Below are 21,224 nucleotides of genomic sequence, written 5' to 3'. Positions count from 1 at the left end.
CTGACGGAAGGACGGCCACGGTGATGGTCATGCCAGGTTCGGACACCCGGGAGCCGGACGGCCCGGTACACGTGGGGCCGCCCCGGTCGGGGAGCGCCGCAGTTGATGATCCATTTGCCAAGGGCAGGTACAGGCGGCGCTGGATCGTCCTCGTGCCCGTCGCCGTCGGGACCCTAGCGATCATGGGTGTCGTACTCGGCATCGGCGGCGGGAAGCCGGACGTGGGTTCCTCGTCGGCCGCGCTGCCCGTCGCGCCCGGCATCGCCCGTTCGAACACCGGTTCCGGTCCCGATGCGGGTTCGAATACCGGTTCCGGTTCCGGTGCCGGCGCCGCGTCCACCGATGATTCCGGCTTGAGTGTCAGTTCAGGTTCTGCTGCCGTGCCGGAACCGGGGACAACCGGTGTGACCGAGGCCCAACCGGGCGGGCGCAGCGACCCGGCCCGGCCGGCCGGCGCCGAACCGCGGATCGTCCGCATCGGTTCGGTCTCGCTGTGGGTGCGTCTCGGCGGCGTGGACGCGGCCGTCAGTGACATCGAGGCTGCGGCCAAGGGGCTGGGGGGCTACCTGTCCGCGCTGGAGAGCACTGGTACCGCAGCCGTCAAGGACGGTGACGGGCCACACGCCAACGTCACCCTGCGGGTCCCGAGCGGTTCGTTCGAACAACTGCGCAGCCAGGTCGGGAAGATCGGCGACGTCCGCGCATCAACCGTGTCCACCCGGGACGTGACCGGCCAGTATGTCGATCTGGAGTCCCGGCGCAAGGCGTTGCAAAATTCCCGGGACACCTATCTGGCGCTGCTGGCGAAGGCCGGGACGATCGGGGAGGTCCTCTCGGTCCGCCAGCAGATCGACAGCGTACAGATGCAGATCGAACAGCTTGAGGGCCAGCGCCAGGTACTGGCCGACTCTAGTGATCTTGCCACCCTCACCGTCGGCGTCAGCGAGCAGGGCGCGGTGACCAAGCCCGGTCCGGCCACCGATGACGGGGGTCTCGGCCGGGCCGCCCGGCTGTCCTGGGACCGGTTCGTCGGTGGCCTGGGCGAGGTTGTCGCGCTGATCGGGCCGATGATTCTGATCGTGTTGGCTGCGACGACGGTCTACGCGGGCTACCGCCTGGCCCGGCGGGTCCGCCGCCGAACCGGGCGGCCAACCGCGCCGATGCCGCCAACCCCGCCAACCCCGCCAACCCCGCCCGCCCCGCCGATCCCGCCTGTCGCTCCGACCGTTACGCAACCCTGAGACGTCGTTATGACCGGCCTGGACGCCGCACCGGGTCAGCGAGCGAGGGCGGCGTCCACGACGGACTGCGCGTCGGTGAGGACGGTGTCCAGGTGTGCGGCTCCGCGGAAGCTCTCCGCGTAGATCTTGTAGACGTCCTCGGTACCGGACGGACGTGCCGCGAACCAGGCGTTCTCGGTCACGACCTTGACGCCGCCGATCGCCGCTCCGTTGCCGGGGGCGTGGGACAGCGCTGCGGTCACCGGCTCGCCCGCGAGCGTCGAGGTGCCAAGGTCCGCCGGGGTCAGGGACTTCAGGACGTCCTTCTGCGCGGGGGAGGCCGGCGCGTCCACCCGGCGGTACGCGGGGGCGCCGAACTGGCTGGTGAGCGCCTCGTAGTTCTGGCCGGGGTCCTGCCCGGTGACAGCGGTGATCTCCGCGGCGAGCAGGCAGGCGATCAGGCCGTCCTTGTCGGTGGTCCAGACCCGACCGTCACGGCGCAGGAACGACGCGCCGGCGCTTTCCTCGCCGCCGAATCCGAGGGAACCGTCGATCAGTCCGTCCACGAACCACTTGAAACCGACCGGAACCTCGACGAGATGTCGGGCCAGCCCGGTGGCGACCCTGTCGATCATGCTGGAGCTGACGAGGGTCTTGCCGATCGAGGCCGTGGCGGGCCAGCCGCCGCGATGGGCGAACAGGTAGGAGATCGCGACCGACAGGTAGTGGTTGGGGTTGAGCAGGCCGGCGCCCGGCGTCACGATGCCGTGCCGGTCCGCGTCGGCGTCGTTGGCCAGTGCCACGTCGAAGGAATCCTTCAACCGCAGCAACGACGCCATCGCATACGGCGAGGACGGGTCCATCCGGATCTTTCCGTCCCAGTCGACGGTCATGAAACCGAACCGTGGGTCGACCGCGGTGTTGACCACGTCGAGGTCGAGCTTGTAACGCTCGGCAATGGCCTGCCAGTAGACCAGGCTCGCGCCACCGAGAGGGTCGACGCCGATCCTGACACCCGCGCCGCGGATCGCATCGAGGTCGACCACGGATGCCAGGTCCTCGACATAGGCCGATACGTAGTCGTGCACGGTCGCGTCCGCTCGGGCACGCTCGGGAGCGACCCGCGAGACACCCCGCAGCCCGGCTGCGAGCAGCGCGTTCGCGCGGTCCTGGATCCAGGTGGTCATGCCGGTGTCAGCCGGCCCGCCGTTGGGCGGGTTGTACTTGAACCCGCCGTCCGCCGGTGGGTTGTGCGACGGCGTGATGACGATGCCGTCGGCGAGCCCGAGGGGCTCCCCGGCTGCGCGGCGGGCGTTGTGCGTGAGGATGGCGTGCGAGATCACCGGGGTGGGGGTGGCCTGCCCGGCCGGCGCGATCCGGGTGTCCACCCCGTGGGCGGCCAGTACCTCCAGCGCGCTGGCGAGCGCGGGTGCGGACAGGGCGTGGGTGTCCACACCGACGAACAGCGGCCCGTCCACCTGGTGGGCGGTTCGGTGTTCGCAGATCGCCTGCGTGATCGCGACGATGTGGTCGGCGTTGAAGGACCGGCGCAGCGACGACCCGCGGTGCCCGGATGTTCCGAACGAGACGCGTTGGGACGCCTCGGCGGGGTCGGGCTGGTCGTCGTGGTAGGCGGCCAACAGCGCGTCCACGTCGATGAGAATGTCAGGTGGTGCGGGCTGACCCGCGAGCGGACTCACCGGCATCAGGCAGCCTCCTCGAGCCGGACGTAACGGATGAATTATAAGCAAATAGCGAACATTGGATGAACAAAAATGGAACAAAAACGGGTATTGCGTGGAATGGATGCAGGCACGACCTGGTACGGGCGGGGCGTGGGCGTTGACGCACGATGGTGGCAACGGCGACGCCCGAGGCGTACGCGGTCAGCCTACGGCCGCGGTGGTCGACTGCTGTCCGTCGGGGTGCCCGGCGCGGCCCCCGACTCCCGACTCCGACTCCTGAACCCGACTCCTGAACCCCGACCGGCGCCGAGCCGGATGTGATACTTCCGGCGAGACGTCGAAATCACGGCGTGATCCCGTTACGGTCCGTCCGTGAGGCTCGGGGTGATGGGCGGAACCTTTGATCCAGTACACAACGGACATCTGGTCGCCGCCAGCGAGGTTGCGGCCCTCTTCGACCTGGACGAGGTGGTCTTCGTCCCCAGCGGGCGTCCGTGGCAGAAGGCGGACAGGGACGTGTCCCCGGCTGAGGACAGGTACCTGATGACTTTTTTGGCTACTGCTGGCAATCCTCAGTTCGCGGTCAGTCGGATTGATGTCGACCGGGGTGGATCAACCTACACCATCGACACGCTGCGGGACCTGCACCGGATGCGGTCGCAGGCCAAACTGTTCTTCATCACGGGTGCGGACGCCCTGGCGCAGATCCTCAGCTGGCGGGATGTCGGGGAGCTGTTCGGGCTGGCCCATTTCGTCGGGGTCACCCGGCCCGGCTACCAGCTCGAACTCGACGCGAGCCTGCCCGGTGACGCCGTCAGCCTCCTGGAGGTGCCGGCACTGGCGATCTCCTCGTCCGACATCCGCGCCCGGGTGCGCCGCGGGGCGCCCATCTGGTATCTCACCCCGGACGGGGTGGTGCGTTTCATCGCCAAGAGCGGGCTGTACCGGCCGCGGGACCCCGCCGGCGTCACGCCCCCGCCGGCGCCGCCCGTCCGGTGACGTCACCCGTGGCCCGGCCTGTGACGCCGTCCGTGGCGTGGTCGGTGGCCTGGCCGGTAGGCCGGCACGGGACAAATGCGGGAACGTGAAAGCGTTCGGTATGTCAGGCTGGACGGGCGGTAGGCAAACCAGGCCGGCGCGTATGATCGTAATCCATAATCAACAGGCATGTCCCCGAGAGCCGAAGGTGGCCTAGTGGTCCAGCCAGGAGAGGTGTATTCGTGACCGCATCCCCGCGAGCCGTCGAGCTCGCCCTCGAAGCGGCGCAGGCCGCAGCCGACAAGCTCGCCCGCGACATCGTCGTGTTGGACGTCAGCGAGCGGTTGGCCATCACGGACTGCTTCGTCGTCGCGTCCGCCGACACGGAACGGCAGGTCAAGGCCGTAGTTGACGGGGTCGAGGAGCAGCTGCGCCGGCTTGGGGCCAAGCCGCTCCGCCGCGAGGGTGAACGCGAGGGGCGCTGGGTGCTGCTTGATTTCTCCGATGTCGTGGTGCATGTGCAGCACGGTGAGGAGCGAATATACTACGCACTGGAACGGCTTTGGAAGGACTGTCCGCAGATCGCCTTCACGGACCGTGACCTTTCTCGCACTGTGGAAGCCGTCGCGCCGGGCGCTGGTAGTCGGTGAGGATCCTGCTGTGGCGACACGGCCGCACGTCGTGGAACGACACCGGCAGGTTCCAGGGTCACGCGGATCCGCCGTTGGACGAGACCGGCCGGGCCCAGGCCCGGTTGGTCGCGCCCGCGGTCCGCGGGCTCGCCCCTGATGTCGTCGTCTCCTCGGACCTGCTGCGCTGTCGGGCGACCGCGGCCGAGCTCGGTGTCCCGGTCCGGATGGACGCGAGGCTGCGGGAGATCTCGCTGGGGGAGTGGTCGGGGCTGACCGCCGAGCAGGCCGCGGTCCGTTTCCCGGCGGAGGATGCGGCGTGGCGCCGCGGCGAGGATGTGCGCCGTGGCGGTGGTGAGACCTATGCGGAGGTCGGCGCGCGGGCGATCGGCGTCCTGGACGATCTCGCCGCCGAAGGCTTCCCCCGGGAGGACGGCCTTGCGGTGCTGGTGCTGCACGGCGGCACCGCCCGGGCTCTGATCGGGCGGCTGTTGGAGATGCCACCGTCGGCCTGGTGGCACTTCGGGCCGCTCGGGAACTGCCGCTGGACGCTGCTGCGCAGCGACGAGGGACGGTTCCGGCTGATCGAGCACAACGGCGGCCCGTTGGCAGCCACGGGGAGCCTCGCGCTCGGCGGCTCCGAATCGGGAGTGCCTGCCCAGACAGTCTCGGTCGCGCCTGACGTCGAACCGGTACACTCGCCGAGTGCCCCCTGAGGGGCCAAAGGGCGTGTGATGATCGTCAGAGGCGTGTGATGATCGTCAGATCGCGCGCCCGGAGGCCGAGATCCCCGGGTCGCGGAGGGGCCAAAGACGGAGGCGCTCGGCAGGACCTGTAGGGTGTGAACGGTACGAACGAACAGCACGAGCGGAATGAACGGTACGAGCAACAAGAGCACGTCTGGGGCTGTGGCGCAGTCTGGTAGCGCATCACACTGGCAGTGTGAGGGTCAGGGGTTCGAATCCCCTCAGCTCCACCAAAGGGTTCATACTCAAACCCCGATCATGAAAATCATGGTCGGGGTTCGTCGTTGGGGACCCCCACGGCGTCCCCTCCGTGCCTGAGCCGCCCGGCCCAACCATCGCCAGCGCGAGGGGTTGGCCTGCGGCCTGGGCCGCCCGGGACGTGTACGGCGGCCCGCTGTAGCGCCTCCCACGGCTCGCTCAGGCTGGCCTCGGCCTCGTCTACGTCGATCTCAATGCGGGCCAGGAACGCCCGGTTCAGCGTCCTCCGGATGTCCGGCCCGGCCATGCGGTAGACCTCAGCTCCGATCTTCATCAGTGCCGCCGCCCGCCGGTACGTTTCCTCAATATCGTCATCTTCTGTCTGGGCCTGTGCCATGTCCCGCTCGGCCGCCAGCCGTTCGCGCGCCACGCGGTCTTGTTCGGCCTTGAGCAGATCCATCGGGATCGCCTCGGCGTAGGCCATCTGGATCAGCTTGCGGCGCTGATCGTCAAGGGTCTTCAGCTGCCGTGCCGCCCGTCGCAAGGTTTCCTCGCGGTTCTGCCCGCCCTCGTTGATCTCAGCCCGCAGCGCCAGACCGACCGCCTCAGCGTCAAGTTCGTGCATACGCACCCAAAGCGGCCAGCCTCGCTCAACTCGGCCTTCTACCTCATGGGCGGGTACGTAGGGGAGGGTGCAGCCGTTGTCTCCGTGATGGCGGTTGCCGCAGTTGCATCTATGAGTTCCAGGGTTAGGTTGATCGACGGCTGTCCAGGTCGGGATGCTGATCGATGGGTTCGAGCCCCGGAGTACGCCCACCGACTGCTGCCACGGATTATGACAAGCCGAGGGTGAGTCTCCCGACCGCCTACCGGCCTTGACGGCATTGGCCGTCGGGACCGTCACGGCCCTATGCGCGGTGCCCGCACTCACACAGCCGCGACTACGCAGAGCCTTACCCACCCCCTCCCATGGGGTCGCATACCTCTGTACCCCCTCCCTCCTGTGGTGCCACAGGTATCAAAACCCCCTCCATTCTGTGGTGCCGACAGCTAGCATCGATCCGTGCGAGATGACGAACTGCGCCGCATCCTCGCCGACGCGAACCCGTGGTGGGCGAGCGCGGCGGCCGGCACGGACCCGACGGCGTGGACCCGCGCCAACCGCATCCTGCGCGACCGGGCCGGGTACGACCTCGGCTACCGGTCGCGCATCCTCGACGACATCGCTCGCGGTCAGCCTGACGGCAGCCTGACCGTGCTCACAGGGCCCCGACGGGCCGGCAAGACGGTCGCGGTCCTGGACACCGCGGCGCACCTGTGCGCCCACCCCGAGGTGGACCCACGACAGGTGATCTATGCGTCCTGTGACGGCATGGCCGCCCGCGACCTACGGCGATTGATCACGCTGGGACGCGCCCTCACCCGCTCCGTGGACGCACCTGCCCCCCGGCGACGAATATGGCTGCTCGACGAGATCTCCGGGATCACGGGCTGGAGTAGCGTGCTGAAGGCCGCCCGCGACGCCGGCGACTTCGGCGACGACACCGTCGTCGCCACCGGCAGCCGTTGGGTCGGCAATGAGGACGTGCACGGCAACCTGTTCGCCGGCCGGGCCGGTTCCGGCACCGGACACCGCGTCCGCCAGCTCCTGCCGATGGGTTTCCGCGACTACGTCACCGCTACCCACCCTCACCTGCCCCTCCCACCGGTCACCCATCCCGGCGAGCTCGACGGCGCGTCGGCGGCCGACGCGCTGTCCGCCCTCGCGTTCGGCGTCGACGGCGTCGACCTCGCCTGGCAGGACTACCTGACCTGTGGCGGTTTCCCCCGCGCGGTCGCCGAACACCAGCGCACCGGCGCCGTCAGCACCGCCTACCTGCGCGACCTGCTCGCCTGGCTGCGTGCAGACGTCGACCCGGACGCGCCGACCGACTCCGTCCCGCTCCTGCTCGCCGGCATCGCCGGACGCATGACCAGCCCCATAAACCTCACCGCGACCGCCGCCGAACTCGGCTACCCCAACCGCGACCTCTTCGAACGCCGCACCATCCGCCTGATCAACTCGCACGCCGCCCTGCGCTGCCGCCAGCGGGCGGACGACGGCCGGGCCGTCACCGGCACCCAGCACAAGCTGTACCTCACCGACCCGATCCTCGCCTGGCTGCCAGCGCTGGTGAGCCCCGACCTGCCCCGCCCGGACTTCACCGCGCTCAACGAGATGGCCCTCGCCGTCGCCCTCGCCCGCGCCATCGACCAGCAGGACGAGGGACGCTGGATCGCCGACGACACCATCGGTTACGCCCGCACCGGCTCCGGCAACGAGATCGACCTCAGCCCCGTCCGCATCCCCAGCACCGCCGGCCCGACGATGACCACCCCCATCGAATCGAAGTGGATCGACAGCGGCTGGCGCGCCGAAGCCCGTAGCATCGAAACCAAGTACGGCCACGGCATCCTCGCCACCAAATCCATCCTCGACCTCGACCACCCGGTCAAGGCCGTCCCGGCGCCCATGGTCGCCAGCCTCCTCGGCTGACGCCGGATAGTGCGAAGACGGCCATTGTGCAGCGTCCCGGAAGCGAACTCGCTCGGAAGGCCACTTGCGCAGACCAAGACGGCGACGCAGGCCAAGCGTCCGGGTGCCCACCGGCCCGACCCAGGTCCGGGCAACGACCCGCACCACCGGTCCGTCATCGACGACCCGATCGATGAGCAGCACAACGAGCTGAGGAAAAACGACCTTCAGGAATTCGGCGTCACACAGCGCTAACAATATCTGCACGGCGACTACCTGTCACCATCGGCGACTACCTGTCACCATCGGAGTCTTGGCAGAGCCAACCTAACGGTGTAAGTAATCTTTCTGGGGTTATTTTCGGCCGACGGTCAGGCGTCCATCAAAAGTCATGTCGAATGCATTCAATAGGGGACGCGGCGTCGCGGAGTGTACGGCACACGTTCGCCAATCCGGGGGCGACACCCGTGCGGGTGCTCGGCCTCTCGCGCCCGGGTGCGGCGGGGCTTCGCTTCATGCAGGACGTCGGGGAGGTCATGCCGCCCGACGGTGCCCCGGACCCCGGTGCGGTTGCGGCGATCCGCTCGCGAAGTTGAGTAGGGCCACCGGGCTTGAGTTCCATTTTGAGGTCGCCCGCGGTGGCGTCGAGCTGGTTGACGCGTGATCCTTGACGACGTGATTCTTGACGACGTGATCGCCGCTGACGACGCGTGGCTCCAGCAGGCAGTCGGTGTGGTGTCATAGATGCGGGCTGGCGTCTTCGTAGGTAGATGGCTTGCTGGCGGCGTCGCGAGCCACGGTGTGCCAGGTGGGCGGGAGCGTAGGGTCAGCACCATGAAGCGGATGGTCCAGATCCCCTACGAGCTGGAGCAGGAGGAGGACGGCACCTGGGGTGCCCATGCGTCCTTCCCCAGCGGCGGTGCGCACGGGCTCGGGAACACTCCCGAGGATGCCGTCGCCGACCTCTATGAGGCCGTCAGTCTGGTGATAGAGGAGTTCGGATTCCCGCCAGTGCTGACGATCGTCCAGGACGTTGCCTGATGCCGCCATTTCCCGTGGTGTCCGGCGCGGAAGTGGTCAAGGCCCTGGAGAAGGAAGGCTTCGAGCTCGTCCGCATCAGGGGTAGCCACCACATGATGAAGAACCCCGAGGGACGGTTCACCGTCGTACCCGTTCATCAGGGTAGGGACATCCCGCCGGGAACGCTTCGCCGGCTCATCCGCGATGCAGGCATGTCGGTCGCCGAGTTCATCGCCCTCTTCTAGCGGTCGATCCATCGTCCGGTTCGGTCCGCTTGTCGGCGGAGCCGGCCTCGGTGGCCTCGGTGGTCTGGGGCATCATGACCGCCAGCCAGGCGGCTTTCATCGGCTCTGTCACTGCGGGCAAGGCTGCGGCCCTATGGGGCCATGCCGCCAACGAGCTTCCGCTGTGGGCGGTGCGTTATCCCTTCGCCCCTCGGATGGGCCTTGACCGGTGGGGCAGCTCGCTGCTGCGGGGGGCAGTCGGTGAGGAAAGCCTGTTGGGATCCTTGCTGATCGGTAACCGTCCTGACCGTACGCGGAGTCTGTGGGCGATCAACCAGGATGCCCTCGACGTCTACCGCTCGACCGCGGCGACGGGTGGTTGGGAGGCGGGGGCGCGGGCCGGGGCGGTGCGGTCGCTGACCGGTGGTGGGATCTGGCGTTACGGCGGGGCGGCCGGGGGTGTGGCCGCGACCGGTTTCAATGCGAGCTTCACGGCGATGATGGTGTGCCCGAACCCCGTGACCGTGGGCGCGACGGTGGTGACCGGGGTGGCCTGGGCGGCACCGGACCTGCTGGTTCCGGCCATCGCCCGGATGGTCGACCTTCGGCTGCCGCCGGTTGCCGTGTCCGGCGGTGTGGCCGCCCGCTGTGCGGTTTCTGTCCCGATGGCCTTCGTCGATCGGGCGTTGACGGCGATCGATGCGGTGGGGGCCGCGGACCGGCCCGAAGCGATCACGATCATCCGTGCCGCTGGCCGAGCCGCTGCGCGCCGAAGACATCGATCCTCAGACAGTGGTTCGGTTGGTGCCGGTCAGCGTCAGGGATGGGTGGGCTCAGGTCGAAGGGGTACAGGTTGTGCCGCAGTTCCCAGATCCGCAGCAGCAGGTGCCCGAACGTGCAGCGCACCAAGTCCATCGCCGCCAGCTCCTTGATCGTAGCCGTCGCTCGTTCCTCGGGGAGCTCCTTGCCGGCTAGGCGCTTCAGCACTTTTGCGGCCTCGGCGTCCACCAGCGCCGGGGCGAACAATCTTTCCCCGGCGGCTTCCTCGGCTGCCAGCAGGGCGGCGACTACGGCGCGCCATCCCCGCCCGTCGGCCAGCAGCTCGATGAGTGCGCTGGTGTCAACCACGATCACTCGGCGTCCTCCCGGACGGCGCGTACCGCTGCGAGGACCTGCTCGTGTGTCAGGCCGGTGCCCTCTCCGAGTGCGGCCAAGCGGGCCACGGACTCGGCGACGCTGCGGCGGCCGGTGTCCTCGGGCGTGCGGGCCAGCAGGTAGGCCAGGGCCTCGATCGGCATCACCACGGCGACCTCTCGGCCACGATAGAACTGTACATCTTGTGCAGTTCCTGGCTCGGTGTGCCCAGGTTATGATCCAAATCCGTGCGGGATGCGGGATGCGGGATGCGGGATGCGGGGTTGGGTCAGCGGTTGGCGGCCCATCGGGCGATGTGTGCCGTGACGGTCTCGCGGTCGGTTCGGGGTCGGCGGGTCTGCCATATCTGGTGGGCGGCGGCGAGCTTGCCGGCGAGTTTGTCGATGAGGGCCTGTTGCTGGTCGGCGGGTAGCGGCGGGCCGGTGAGGAGTTTGGTGTATCGGACGGTGTCGACGATCGCGGACTTGACCCGTTCGTGGGCGAGGTAGACGGGAAGGTCTGTTTCCCAGCCGTCGCCGGGCGGGCCGGGCACGGCGTCCGTCCAGCGGCCGAGAAGTGTGTCGTGTTCGTCGGGTTGGTAGGCGATCTTGTGAAGATGAACGGCGAGGTCGTAGACGGGGTCGCCCCACAGCGCCAGCTCCCAGTCGAGGAAGTAGGTCCGCCCGTCCGAGAGGATCATGTTTTTGCGGTGGATGTCGGTGTGCAGGAGCCGGAACGGTCGGAGCCGCAGTCGTGCCCAGGCATGCTCGATCGTCGTGAGGGGTTCGGCAGGGATGCCGAGGGCGGCGAAGAGGCTGCCGAACTCGGGTAGGAAGCGGGCGTGGACGTCGGCGGTGACCGCGGACAGCCGGGCGGCGAAGGAGCCGGTGTCGCCGTCGTCGGGCCAGCCTGGCGGGGTGGCCGGTACGTGGTCGCGGGGAACGGCGCCGAGTTGCGCGAACAGGGTGGCGACGTCGTCGAGGACATGGGCCGGGACGCGGACGCCGCGTGGGGCGAGATCGTCGAGGAGCTGTCCGGCGATGAACTCGTGGACCTGGAAACGGGGGTTGTCCTGGGTGTGCAGGAGCCGGGGGGCGTGGGCGACCGTGCCTCGGATGGCGCGTAGTACCTCGGGTTCCCCCCAGATGGTGAGGTCCATGACGTCGCTTCCCGGAATGGGAATTCGGACGATCACAGGTCCGGTCGGGGTGTCGAGCCGGACGTTGTTGTTGTAGAAGCCGGAGGTGGCGTCGGTGCGTTCGAGCGCCGCCCGGTACAGCTCGTCGGGTTTCCAGACGTGGCCGGCGAGGAGTTCCGCGGTGTAGGCGCGGATGGGCTCTTCGATCGCGTCGAGGGTGTGCAGGGGCTGCACCGCCGCTCGGGCACGGTGCGCGGCGGCGGTAACGGCGGCGGTGACGGTGTTGTCGGTGACCCCGAGGTATTCCAGGGCGCAGGCGGCGAACAGGACGAAGGTGGGGTAGACGTCGGCGGCTTCGAGTTCCTCGACGGTCCGCCGTAGCGAGGTGACCGCTTCGTCCAACCGTCCTCGCCGGGCATGGAGCAGGCCGGTGTAGAGCTCGGCGCGTGCCCGGCCCGAACGGTAACCGGCCTGGTCGAGTACGTCGCAGGCGGTGCGCAGCGCGGTGTCGGCGGCATCGAGGTCGCCCAGGCGCAGCCGGGCGACGGCCAGCGCGGTGTAGGCCTTGCCGAGTTCGTGGCGGGTACCGATGTCGCGGTGCACCTCGATGGCGCGGCCCGCCGCGTCCACGGCCTGGTGGGGCTCGACAAGGCAGAGCAGTTCGGCGCGGTTGGTCTCGAGGTCGGCCAGACCCAGGGCGCTGCCGGATGCCTCGTAGCAGGCGGTGGCTTCGTCGAGGTGGCGACGGGCGGTGTCGAAGTCGAAGGCGAACCGACCGGCGAGGTGACGGAGCCGGGCGACATCGCCCCGGAACTCGGCGTTGTCGGCGGGGGCGAGCGCGTCGAGGTCGGCGGCGAGGGCTTCGGCGTCGCGGAATCGGCCTTGCGCCATGTGCAGGTCGCAGGCCCACAGCCCCGCCTGTAACCGGGGTGTTCCGGTGGTCTGCTCCCACACGCGGATGAACAGGGCGAGGGCTTCGCGGGTGTTGCCCGCGATGCGCTGGCCGTGGCCGGCGGCGACCGCCAGCCGGGCGCCGACCGTCGAGGTGATGTCGGCCGCGGCGGCGGGAGCGACGGCGAGACGAACTGCGGTCGGGGCATCGCCGAACCGGACGGCGGTTTCGGCTTCGAGGCAGACCAGCGTCTCGGGCAGGTCGCCGAGGTCGCCGAGGTCATCGAGGTCGCCGCGGTCGCCGAGGTCATCCGAGGGCCGGAGCGCCAGCCGGTTGCGTAGGTCGTCGGTGAGCCCGGCGGCGGCGCTGTGGCCGCCGCGGCGTACGGCCCGGTCGGCGTAGTCGAGCAGCTGGGCGCCGCCGATGGTGGCGGCGGCCAGGCCGTGGAAGACCGCTTCGCGCAGCGCCCGGGCACTGGCAGGTCCGTCGTTCCCGGCGGCGAGGGAGTCGGCTCGTTCGTCCCACAGTGCGCGCAGGGCGGTGTGGACGTCGTGAACGACGGGGGGGGGGAGACGGGTCGACAGCGCCGCGCCCATGAGCTGGTGGAAGCGCAGCGCGTCACCGGCGGGGTAGACGAAGGAGTACGAGGTCAGGGACTCCCAGGCGAGCCGGTCGCCGGGTAGGTGGAACCGCGCGGCCAGGAACCGGAAGACCTCGTAGTCGAACAGACGGGCCGGGCTGAGGACCTCGAGGGTTCGGATCTCGTCGGCGCTGACGTGCTCGAGGAACCGGGCGAGGATCTGCGACTGGGACACGGCCGCGCGGCCGGTGGCCGCGTCGGACTGCTGGTAGGTGTCGACGGCCAGGTGGAGGTAGAACGGCAGGCCGGCGCTCGCCTTGGCGACGGTGTGCCGATGGGCCGGGTCGGTGATGCCACCGGCTTCGAGCAGGTCGAGGCGGGCGGCCATCGGTAGGCCGCCGACGTCGCGGACCCGGACGGCGTCGGACCACTCAGGTTCGTCGGTCTCCCAGCGCAGCGGTTCACGGCTGGCGACGACGACCAGCCCGGCGTCCAGCTGGGCGCACAGGTCACGCAGCCAGCCGTCGGCCAGGTGCGCCCGCCCGGACCGGACCGGCGCCGGAACCAGCGCCTCGTAGCTGTCGACGAACAGCACGTACGGCTTTTCGGCGCTGCCGTCGCGCAGGTCCGCGGCGAAAAGGTAGGTCACGGCGTCGGCGAGGTCGCTGTTTGGCAGGTCGTCGAGGATCTGGAGAGTGTTGTCCCGTCGTACCTGCAGCCGGCGGCGGACGTCGGAGGAGCCGCGTTCCAGAATCCGGATCAGGCCGCGTGCCGTGCCGAAGAACGGCAGGCCGGCGACCGTGTCGACGACATCGGTGAGCATCGAACTGCCATCCAGGAACGGCAGTTCGGCTTTGTCCAGCCGCAGGTGCGGATGGAGGCGTTGCCACAGCACCGCGTAGGCGATGTCGAACCGATCGAAGTGGATCCCCAGTGCGCCGATCTCACCCCGGAGCGCGGCGAGAGCGTCCTCCTGCTGGCGCAGCGCGGGTATCTGGAGATCGAGAGTCGCGGTGCGGTGGGCTTCGCGGGCACGGTCCTTGAGCTCGCGCAGGAGCCGGGATTTCCCGATGCCCCCGACGCCGGTGAGGTTCAGAATGCGCGGCCCGTCGCCGAGGCGCCCGAGCTCGGCGGCGAAAGCCTCGAGCACCGGTTCGCGGTCGACGAATTCGCGTTGCAATGCGGCGACTCGACGGAACCTTGGCGCGGGGACCATGGCGCACTCCTGGCGTTATTCGGCTGTCGGAATTCCTGGCGCCGCTCGGTGCTGTTCTTCGTCCCAGACGGTACCGCTTCGGGTCGTGCCGATGGGAGCGGGGAATGTCTCGCGGCGGCTGATCTGATCGGCGCGTTTGCGCGAGACGCCGCCGAGGAGCACCGCGACGTCGCTGATCGTGATCAGGACCACTGTGCCGACGGTAAGTCTTCCCACCTGGGAAGTTCCCAAGGTGGAAGCCCTTGGCGAGCGTGTCGCGAGTGACCACGCTGCGAGCACCCTCGACTGGGCCTTCGAGCACCTACCCGCCCGGTCGCTGTGTGCACCGGCCAGTCCGACCTGCCCACCCGGCCAGACACTCGCTGGGATCCCCCTGGATGCCCCAGTAGGGTGCTAGGTATTTCTGGTGTAGATCTTTGGGGCGCGCGACCGTGCGCGCCGCACCCCGCCACTGCGCACATCCACTTCCATGCAGCGCAACCGCCGACCCTCCGGCGACGAGCTCGGACGTCGAGTCAGGGCAGCCGGGTAGCGCGAACCTATACGGCGATCACGTCCGGGTGCCGTGTCCCCGTATCAGAGATCATCGGGAACCGGTGTTCCCGTCAGCTCATGCCAACTGTCATCGAAGATGTCCTGGTTCGTTTGCCGTTCTTCGCGTAGTAGGGAAACGATGAACGCACCGATTTCCTGAAGCTGATGTTCTGTGGTGATGTTCAACGCGAACAACAGCACCTGAAGCAGTTGGTGTGTCGATCCGGAACCTTGCAGAATGTAGCCAGCGACGGTGAGTGATCGTGCAAACGGGAGCGCGAAGTAGGCAGGGTGACGCTCATAGAGGCCGCCGTACATGGCGATGGCTTCTTCGACCGCGGCCAGCGCCTCCTCCCGCCGCCCGAGATCGGACAGGCGGACGGACAGGTTGTTCAGCGAGCCGGCGAGGTCGAGGGTAAACGCGTCGGGCCGAGCCTGCACCAGAACCCGGTAGAGACCGACGGCTTCCTCGACCGCGCCCAGCGCCTCCTCCCGCCGCCCGAGATCGGACAGGTGGTTGGACAGGTTGTTCAGCGACATGGCGAGGTCGGGGGTGAACGCGTCGGGCCGGGCCTGCACCAGCACCCGCCGCAGGCGGACGGCTTCCTCGACCGCGCCCAGCGCCTCCTCCCGCCGCCCCAGGCCGGACAGGTGGACGGACAGGTTGTTCAGCGAGCCGGCGAGGTCGGGGGTGAACGCGTCGGGCCGGGTCTGCACCAGGACCCGCCGGAGGCGGACGGCTTCCTCGACCGCGCCCAGCGCCTCCTCCCGCCGCCCCAGATCGGACAGGCGGACGGACAGGTTGTTCAGCGAGCCGGCGAGGTCGAGGGTAAACGCGTCGGGCCGAGCCTGCACCAGAACCCGGTAGAGACCGACGGCTTCTTCGACCGCGCCCAGCGCCTCCTCCCGCCGCCCGAGATCGGACAGGTGGTTGGACAGGTTGTTCAGCGACATGGCGAGGTCGGGGGTGAACGCGTCGGGCCGGGCCTGCACCAGGACCCGCCGGAGGCGGACGGCTTCCTCGACCGCGCCCAGCGCCTCCTCCCGCCGCCCCAGGCCCGACAGGCGGTTGGACAGGTTGTTCAGCGACATGGCGAGGTCGGGGGTGAACGCGTCGGGCCGGGTCTGCACCAGGACCCGCCGGAGGCGGACGGCTTCCTCGACCGCGGCCAACGCGTCCTCCCGCCGCCCGAGATCGGACAGGCGGTTGGACAGGTTGTTCAGCGAGCCGGCGAGGTCGGGGGTGAACGCGTCGGGCCGGGTCTGCACCAGGACCCGCCGGAGGCGGACGGCTTCCTCGACCGCGGCCAGCGCGTCCTCCCGCCGCCCCAGATCGGACAGGTGGTTGGACAGGTTGTTCAGCGACAGGGCGAGGTCGGGGGTGAACGCGTCGGGCCGGGCCTGCACCAGCACCCGGTAGAGACCGACGGCTTCCTCGACCGCGCCCAGCGCCTCCTCCCACCGACCGAGATCGGACAGGTGGTTGGACAGGTTGTTCAGCGACAGGGCGAGGTCGGGGGTGAACGCGTCGGGCCGGGCCTGCACCAGCACCCGGTAGAGACCGACGGCTTCCTCGACCGCGCCCAGCGCCTCCTCCCGCCGCCCCAGATCGGACAGGTGGTTGGACAGGTTGTTCAGCGAGCCGGCGAGGTCGGGGGTGAACGCGTCGGGCCGGGCCTGCGCCAGCACCCGGTAGAGACCGGCGGCTTCCTCGACCGCGCCCAGCGCCTCCTCCCGCCGCCCGAGAGCGGACAGGTGGACGGACAGGTTGTTCAGCGACATGGCGAGGTCGGGGGTGAACGCGTCGGGCCGAGCCTGCGCCAGCACCCGGTAGAGACCGGCGGCTTCCTCGACCGCGGCCAGCGCCTCCTCCCGCCGCCCGAGAGCGGACAGGCGGACGGACAGGTTGTTCAGGAGACGGGGGAGGCCGAGCAGACGAGAGATGTCAGCGCCTGGCCGGTCGGTGTCCTGCACTACGGTCCGCAGCTGGACCACGGCCTGCCCGGTGAGTGCCGCCACGGCCACAGCAAGGTCAACAGAGCGTTCCGGGAACGCGTCGATGACCGCGGTCAGGTCGTCCACCGTGAAACGACCGACCGTCCTGATGATCGGTTCGCGGGTGAGGAGCGCGGCGAGGAGCCCCGGCAGGTGACCCTGATGCGCGGCCGCCCGCGCCAGCACGATCAACCCCTGGTGCAGCTGGGGTACCGCTGCGGGCTCGAGCAGAACCGCGGCAAGATCTGGCTGTCCGGTGGGAGCGGCCGGGGCCAGGACCTGGCCGATGAGATGCTCAGCGATCCGGTCCGGTTGCAACGCCCCCCAGTAGCGGCCGTCGGGGGCGGGGTAGAGATGCCGCAGCCATTCCGCGAACGCCAACCGCTCGGACGCCGGCTGGCCGTCCAGATCAGGAAGCCGCCCGATCGCGGCGACCGCGTCCGCCCGGTCCACCGCCCCACACAGCGCCGCTGCGGCAACCGCCTCCCGCAACAGCACATCCGGGTAGCGCGGGGCCAGGCCGCGCACGGTCGCGGTCGCCGTCCAGTAGCGCCGTTCATGGTCGAGGAGCACATCGGTGACCTCCCGGCCCGGGCCGGTCCCGGCAACCCGATGCGGTCCGGCTTGCAGCAGACCGGTCAGCGCCGTCATGTGCAACGTCAACGCCAGGCCGTACCGACCATCAGAAAGATCAGTTGGGGTGGGCAGGGAGGCGGCCAACGCCGGCCAGTCCGCCGACGTGTCGATCTCCGCCCAGGCGCGGGCCAGGTCGGCGGCGGCCCGGTGGAACGAGCCGGCCCGGCCGTCCGCGTCATCCCGGCCGTCCGCGTCGTCCTGCAACGGTGCCAGCGACTGCGGAACCACGGTGGCGCACAGCGCAGAGAACTCCGACCGCAGCTGCGACCACCAGCCGCCGTCGGCCGTCGCGGACCGGGCCAGCAGCAGCAGCCGTACCGGGGCGGCGGTCCGCTGTCGCAGCACCCCGAGCAGCACCCGGAGCTGATCGAGCCGGGTGTCGGCGTAGTCCACCACCGCGAGCACCGGGGTCGCGGTGTCAACCAGCTGTTCGATGAGGAGTTCCAGGTTGGCGGAGGAGGCGTACGCATTCACCAGCCCGGCGACCCACCCGGCCTCACCACGCTCCGCACACACCTGGGTTGCCAGCCGGGTCTTGCCCTGCCCGCCCGGCCCCACGACTACCCGGACCTTCGACGCGGCCGGGTCGGCGCACCAGCCGGCCAAATCCTGCCGCTCACCGGTCCGGCCGTAGAACCCGACGGCCGCCCGGGCCGGATGCAACAGCAGCGCCGGCGACGGCTCCCATTCCTCGATCGCGGGTGTGAACAGCCCGGCCAGCTCCACCGACTCCACCGGCAGCTGGCCCCCCGACACCACCAGCTTCCGGAAGTCGCCATCGGCCGCAAGGACGTGCACCGGGGTCGCCCGCAGCCGCCGTTCACCGAACCCGGCGGTGCGCACGATCAGCACCCCCACCAGCAGCCCGCCGGCGAACAGCCCCGCCCCCGACATCCCCGACCACGGCGAGGCCTCACCCGGCGGCGGCTCGGCCGGGAACTCACCGACGATCAGGTCGTAGCGGCGGGTCGCCTCATCCACCCCCGGGTTCACATGCCCGGTGACATGCTCGCGGACCCGCTCGTCACCGTCGCGCAGACTCCGCGGAAAGCCCTGCGCCTCCGCCGCCACATCCCCGGCCTGCCCCGTCAACCGCCCCCACCGCACCGCCGGCAGCACGGGCGGCACCCACCCGCTCTCGCAGATCTCCACCAGGGCCGCATCCACCGCCGCCGCCGGATCCGACCACACCAGCGTCGCGTCCCACCAGCGATCCGACCCCGACAGTCGCACCGACACCGCCCCCAGCAGCTGGCCGTCGGCCTTGGCCACCACATGCGCGGCCGTCAGCACCAGCCGACCGGTGACCAGCAGCCCCGACCCCACCGACACCTCATCCGCCGACAACCGGGCCCGCACCGCGACCACCCGACCCGCCGGCACCCCCGCACCCACGACGACCCCCGCGCTCGGCGCCGGTCAGCCGCGTTCCCGATCCCGGATCCGCGCCGGACCGCCCGTCGCCCCATCCACCGGCTTCAACACCAGCTTCAACCGGTGCGTCGACGCCGCCGACACCCCACCCTTCCCCCCGAGCGTCACCACCCCGAACCGCACGCCCGCCTCACCGCCGCCATCCCGGCGGACCTCCAAAGCGAACTCCAACTCCACCGGCTCCACCTCGAACCGGAACCGCGGATGATCCCCCGCAGCGTCCGCCGCCGCCTCCAACTCCCCCCGCAACGCACCCACCGCCTCCGCCAGACCCACCCACGGCTCATCCGGCATCGCCAGCCACCCCCATTTAGTGGAAACGTCGGCACATAGTCGCACACCGCCACAACCCATCCAACGCGCCTGGCTCAACGTCGTCGCTCTGTGGTGCCATGAGCCCGTGGGTGAGTGTGCTGCTACGAGCGTGAACCTCAGAATCTGTGATGACAGGGCCTCCCTGGACGGTCTATACGGTTCACGGATCAAGGAAATTTGGTGATCTTCTAGGGAAATTTCCGCAACTGGCTAGCGCCGACCACCCCCTCTCCGGCCATGTGTGTCCAGGACATTCATCCGGACATCCCACCGGGTATTTCCGTTCTCGATTTGTCGCCGAATGGTTGCGTTTAGTATCTGTCTGAGACGGGTGAAGCTCGCGAGGTGAAGGAGCGAGGCCATGTCCGACACGGTGCATCCCGGCTGGGACCCGACCAGGCTGCGACAGGCACGCGAAGCCGCCGGACTGACCCAGGAGGACGCCGCCGCGGAGTTGACAGCCCTCTCGGAGACGCAGGGTTTCATCCCCACGCTGCGGGCGACTGCGGAGATGATCCGCCGGCATGAATGGGGGCACGTCTACCCGGGCCGGCGGTACCGCCGGGCCTACACGCTGCGCTACGGCGCTTCTGCGGAACTCCTCGGTTTCCGCCGGATTCCGCCCGTGCCGGACGATGCCGCCGACGGAATGAGCACGGGGCCGTAGCGTCCGGCGGGAACCCGGGTGACGCACTGTTGTCCACGGGACGGGCGGCCGAGGCTGTTCCCCATCTGCGGCGGGCGGTGGGCGAGGTCGAGGGCTTCCCCCGGGATCAGGTCCTCTACCTGACCCGTCTGGGTACGGCGCACGTCGACACCGGCGAGATCGACCAGGCCGTCGAACACGGACATCAGGCCATCGCATGCGCGGCCCCGCTCGATTCCGGTACCGCCCGTGCCAACATCCAGATTCTGTGCCGGCATGTCCAGGCCACCGGTCACCGTGCTGCCGCCGACCTCGCAGACCATGCCCGCAGTGCTCTGGTCACAGCGCAGGCGTAGCCGTTCGGGAAAGGACGAGGAGGAGCCTGCCGTGAGCCCCGCCACCCGGCGCCCGGCTTCCGACGACCACCCCCGGTGGACCATACCGTCCGGCGCCAGCACGTGGAAACGACTTGTCGGGCCGCATGGCGAGGCTGGCGAGCGGTTGTCATCCCGCCTGCCACAGGTTACAGTTATTTCCGATACTGAGGAGGTGTGGTGGGTAGCTCGGGTGTGCTGGTCGGTGCCGAACGGATCGAGTCGATCCATGGCGATCGGGAGACAGTCACCGCGGCTCAGGCGGCCGTGGCTGCGGCCGTCGGTGCCGAGGTGGTCCTGAAACTTCCCGACGGTACCTACGTCCCCCTCCCGCCTGCGCTCACACGGCTGGTCGCGGCCTCACTCCGCGAGCTGGCAGCGGGCCATGCGGTTACCATGCTGCCGTCCGAGGCGTTGTTGAGCCCCGCGGAGGCCGGTGAGCTCCTGGGGTTGTCGCGGCCGTTCGTCAGCCGGTTGCTCGATGCCGGAGAGATCCCGTCCGAGCGACTCCCCGAGAGCAGGCACCGCAGGGTGCGCCTGTCGGACGTTCTCGCTTTCCAGCAACAACGCGAGTCCAGGCGTGCGGGCCGGCGGATCATCGCCGAGGCTGCTGACGCGGCCGGTATCCCGTACTGACCGCTACGATGCCCATGCCCATGCCCCGGGTACTCGTCGATACGAACGTGCTCTTCCCGTTCTCCGTCATGGATCTCATGTTCGCGTTCACCGAGGACGGCATCCACAACATTCTGTGGACCGATGCGCTCCTGGACGAATGGGAACGGGTCATTGTGCGCTCGGGACGGCGCTCGGTATCCTCGGCGGCGGCGGTCACCGCGGCGGTACGGAAATTCTTCCCCGAGTCGGAGGTTGCGTTCTGCGACTTCGCCGATCTCATCGCCGGCATGCCGGGAAAAGATCCGAACGACCGCGTCCACATGGCAGCCGGGAGACAGCACCAGGACGCCCCCGGCTTTCCATACAGTCTTACTCGCCGTCCGATGGTCAAGACCTTCTGTGGTCGTTGGTCCTATGATCGAAAGATCATGGTGCGCCTCTAACTATCTTGTTCTTGTTCGATTTGGCGAACTGCCCGCACCGCCGCCTGCCGCACA

20 protein-coding genes and 1 tRNA gene are annotated in these 21,224 nt (G+C 69.4%); 12 read left to right on the top strand and 9 right to left on the bottom strand.

Going from position 1 to position 21,224, the window contains the following annotated elements; all coding sequences use genetic code 11:
- Positions 1 to 29: 29 nt before the first annotated feature.
- The gene (locus tag U9983_RS13325; RefSeq protein ID WP_322754328.1) at positions 30 to 1,241 is read left to right on the top strand and encodes a DUF4349 domain-containing protein; all 1,212 of its coding nucleotides are present in this window, start codon (positions 30 to 32) and stop codon (positions 1,239 to 1,241) included.
- A 35-nt stretch (positions 1,242 to 1,276) separates the two neighbouring features.
- On the opposite strand, the gene pgm is transcribed toward U9983_RS13325, so the two are convergent.
- Positions 1,277 to 2,926 carry a phosphoglucomutase (alpha-D-glucose-1,6-bisphosphate-dependent) gene (gene pgm, locus U9983_RS13320; RefSeq protein ID WP_322754327.1) on the bottom strand — a complete coding sequence of 550 codons (1,650 nt, stop codon included), beginning with the start codon at positions 2,924 to 2,926 and terminating at the stop codon, positions 1,277 to 1,279.
- Between the two features lie 351 nt (positions 2,927 to 3,277).
- On the opposite strand from pgm, the gene nadD reads away from it, so the two are divergent.
- The 4 genes from nadD (at position 3,278) to U9983_RS13300 (ending at position 5,491) form a co-directional block, all read left to right on the top strand.
- Entirely contained in the window at positions 3,278 to 3,904 is a 627-nt protein-coding gene (gene nadD / locus U9983_RS13315) for a nicotinate-nucleotide adenylyltransferase (protein ID WP_322754326.1), read from the top strand.
- A gap of 221 nt (positions 3,905 to 4,125) precedes the next feature.
- Entirely contained in the window at positions 4,126 to 4,533 is a 408-nt protein-coding gene (rsfS, locus tag U9983_RS13310; protein ID WP_322754325.1) for a ribosome silencing factor, read from the top strand.
- Entirely contained in the window at positions 4,530 to 5,228 is a 699-nt protein-coding gene (locus U9983_RS13305) for a histidine phosphatase family protein (protein WP_322754324.1), read from the top strand. Before rsfS ends, U9983_RS13305 begins: the two co-directional genes overlap by 4 nt.
- Positions 5,229 to 5,414: 186 nt before the next feature.
- Positions 5,415 to 5,491, top strand: a tRNA-Ala gene (locus U9983_RS13300).
- 32 nt (positions 5,492 to 5,523) lie between these two features.
- On the opposite strand, the gene U9983_RS13295 is transcribed toward U9983_RS13300, so the two are convergent.
- Positions 5,524 to 6,081: a hypothetical protein gene (locus tag U9983_RS13295; protein WP_322754323.1), complete on the bottom strand. Its 558-nt coding sequence runs from the start codon at positions 6,079 to 6,081 to the stop codon at positions 5,524 to 5,526.
- 438 nt (positions 6,082 to 6,519) lie between these two features.
- Between U9983_RS13295 and U9983_RS13290 the strand changes: the two genes are divergently transcribed.
- The 3 genes from U9983_RS13290 to U9983_RS13280 all read left to right on the top strand — a co-directional run bounded on the left by U9983_RS13290 (position 6,520) and on the right by U9983_RS13280 (position 9,236).
- Positions 6,520 to 7,992 (top strand): AAA family ATPase, encoded by a 1,473-nt coding sequence (locus U9983_RS13290; RefSeq protein ID WP_322754322.1) that lies wholly within the window; start codon positions 6,520 to 6,522, stop codon positions 7,990 to 7,992.
- 813 nt (positions 7,993 to 8,805) lie between these two features.
- A complete protein-coding gene (locus tag U9983_RS13285) occupies positions 8,806 to 9,012 on the top strand; it encodes a hypothetical protein (protein ID WP_322754321.1) in 207 nt (68 codons plus the stop codon).
- Positions 9,012 to 9,236 carry a type II toxin-antitoxin system HicA family toxin gene (locus tag U9983_RS13280; protein WP_322754320.1) on the top strand — a complete coding sequence of 75 codons (225 nt, stop codon included), beginning with the start codon at positions 9,012 to 9,014 and terminating at the stop codon, positions 9,234 to 9,236. Before U9983_RS13285 ends, U9983_RS13280 begins: the two co-directional genes overlap by 1 nt.
- A 418-nt stretch (positions 9,237 to 9,654) precedes the next feature.
- Here the strand turns inward: U9983_RS13280 and U9983_RS13275 are convergent, their stop codons facing one another.
- From U9983_RS13275 to U9983_RS13245, 7 genes are all read right to left on the bottom strand, one after another.
- Positions 9,655 to 9,951, bottom strand: coding sequence for a hypothetical protein (locus U9983_RS13275; protein WP_322754319.1), 297 nt, complete (start codon positions 9,949 to 9,951; stop codon positions 9,655 to 9,657).
- Positions 9,952 to 9,953: 2 nt separating this feature from the next.
- Positions 9,954 to 10,349, bottom strand: coding sequence for a type II toxin-antitoxin system VapC family toxin (locus U9983_RS13270; protein WP_322754318.1), 396 nt, complete (start codon positions 10,347 to 10,349; stop codon positions 9,954 to 9,956).
- The gene (locus tag U9983_RS13265) at positions 10,346 to 10,516 is read right to left on the bottom strand and encodes a hypothetical protein (protein ID WP_322754317.1); all 171 of its coding nucleotides are present in this window, start codon (positions 10,514 to 10,516) and stop codon (positions 10,346 to 10,348) included. The genes U9983_RS13270 and U9983_RS13265 overlap by 4 nt, the downstream gene beginning before the upstream one ends.
- A 122-nt stretch (positions 10,517 to 10,638) precedes the next feature.
- Positions 10,639 to 14,175: a phosphotransferase gene (locus tag U9983_RS13260; protein WP_322754316.1), complete on the bottom strand. Its 3,537-nt coding sequence runs from the start codon at positions 14,173 to 14,175 to the stop codon at positions 10,639 to 10,641.
- Positions 14,176 to 14,190: 15 nt separating this feature from the next.
- Entirely contained in the window at positions 14,191 to 14,391 is a 201-nt protein-coding gene (locus tag U9983_RS13255; RefSeq protein WP_322754315.1) for a hypothetical protein, read from the bottom strand.
- 360 nt (positions 14,392 to 14,751) lie between these two features.
- Positions 14,752 to 18,735, bottom strand: coding sequence for a tetratricopeptide repeat-containing serine protease family protein (locus U9983_RS13250; protein ID WP_322754314.1), 3,984 nt, complete (start codon positions 18,733 to 18,735; stop codon positions 14,752 to 14,754).
- A gap of 24 nt (positions 18,736 to 18,759) precedes the next feature.
- Positions 18,760 to 19,068 (bottom strand): trypco2 family protein, encoded by a 309-nt coding sequence (locus U9983_RS13245; RefSeq protein WP_322754313.1) that lies wholly within the window; start codon positions 19,066 to 19,068, stop codon positions 18,760 to 18,762.
- Between the two features lie 382 nt (positions 19,069 to 19,450).
- Between U9983_RS13245 and U9983_RS13240 the strand changes: the two genes are divergently transcribed.
- From U9983_RS13240 to U9983_RS13225, 4 genes are all read left to right on the top strand, one after another.
- On the top strand, positions 19,451 to 19,756 hold the full coding sequence (locus tag U9983_RS13240) for a hypothetical protein (RefSeq protein ID WP_322754312.1): 306 nt from the start codon (positions 19,451 to 19,453) through the stop codon (positions 19,754 to 19,756).
- A gap of 29 nt (positions 19,757 to 19,785) precedes the next feature.
- A complete protein-coding gene (locus U9983_RS13235; RefSeq protein WP_322754311.1) occupies positions 19,786 to 20,091 on the top strand; it encodes a hypothetical protein in 306 nt (101 codons plus the stop codon).
- Between the two features lie 198 nt (positions 20,092 to 20,289).
- Positions 20,290 to 20,745 (top strand): helix-turn-helix domain-containing protein, encoded by a 456-nt coding sequence (locus tag U9983_RS13230; RefSeq protein ID WP_322754310.1) that lies wholly within the window; start codon positions 20,290 to 20,292, stop codon positions 20,743 to 20,745.
- An 8-nt stretch (positions 20,746 to 20,753) separates the two neighbouring features.
- Positions 20,754 to 21,170 carry a PIN domain-containing protein gene (locus tag U9983_RS13225; protein ID WP_322754309.1) on the top strand — a complete coding sequence of 139 codons (417 nt, stop codon included), beginning with the start codon at positions 20,754 to 20,756 and terminating at the stop codon, positions 21,168 to 21,170.
- The last annotated feature ends 54 nt before the right edge of the window (positions 21,171 to 21,224 follow it).

Source organism: Protofrankia sp. Cas3 (assembly GCF_963555955.1).
GTDB lineage: Bacteria > Actinomycetota > Actinomycetes > Frankiales > Frankiaceae > Protofrankia.
Note: the sequence above shows the minus strand (reverse complement) of the source record. Positions and strands in the feature narration are given on the sequence as shown.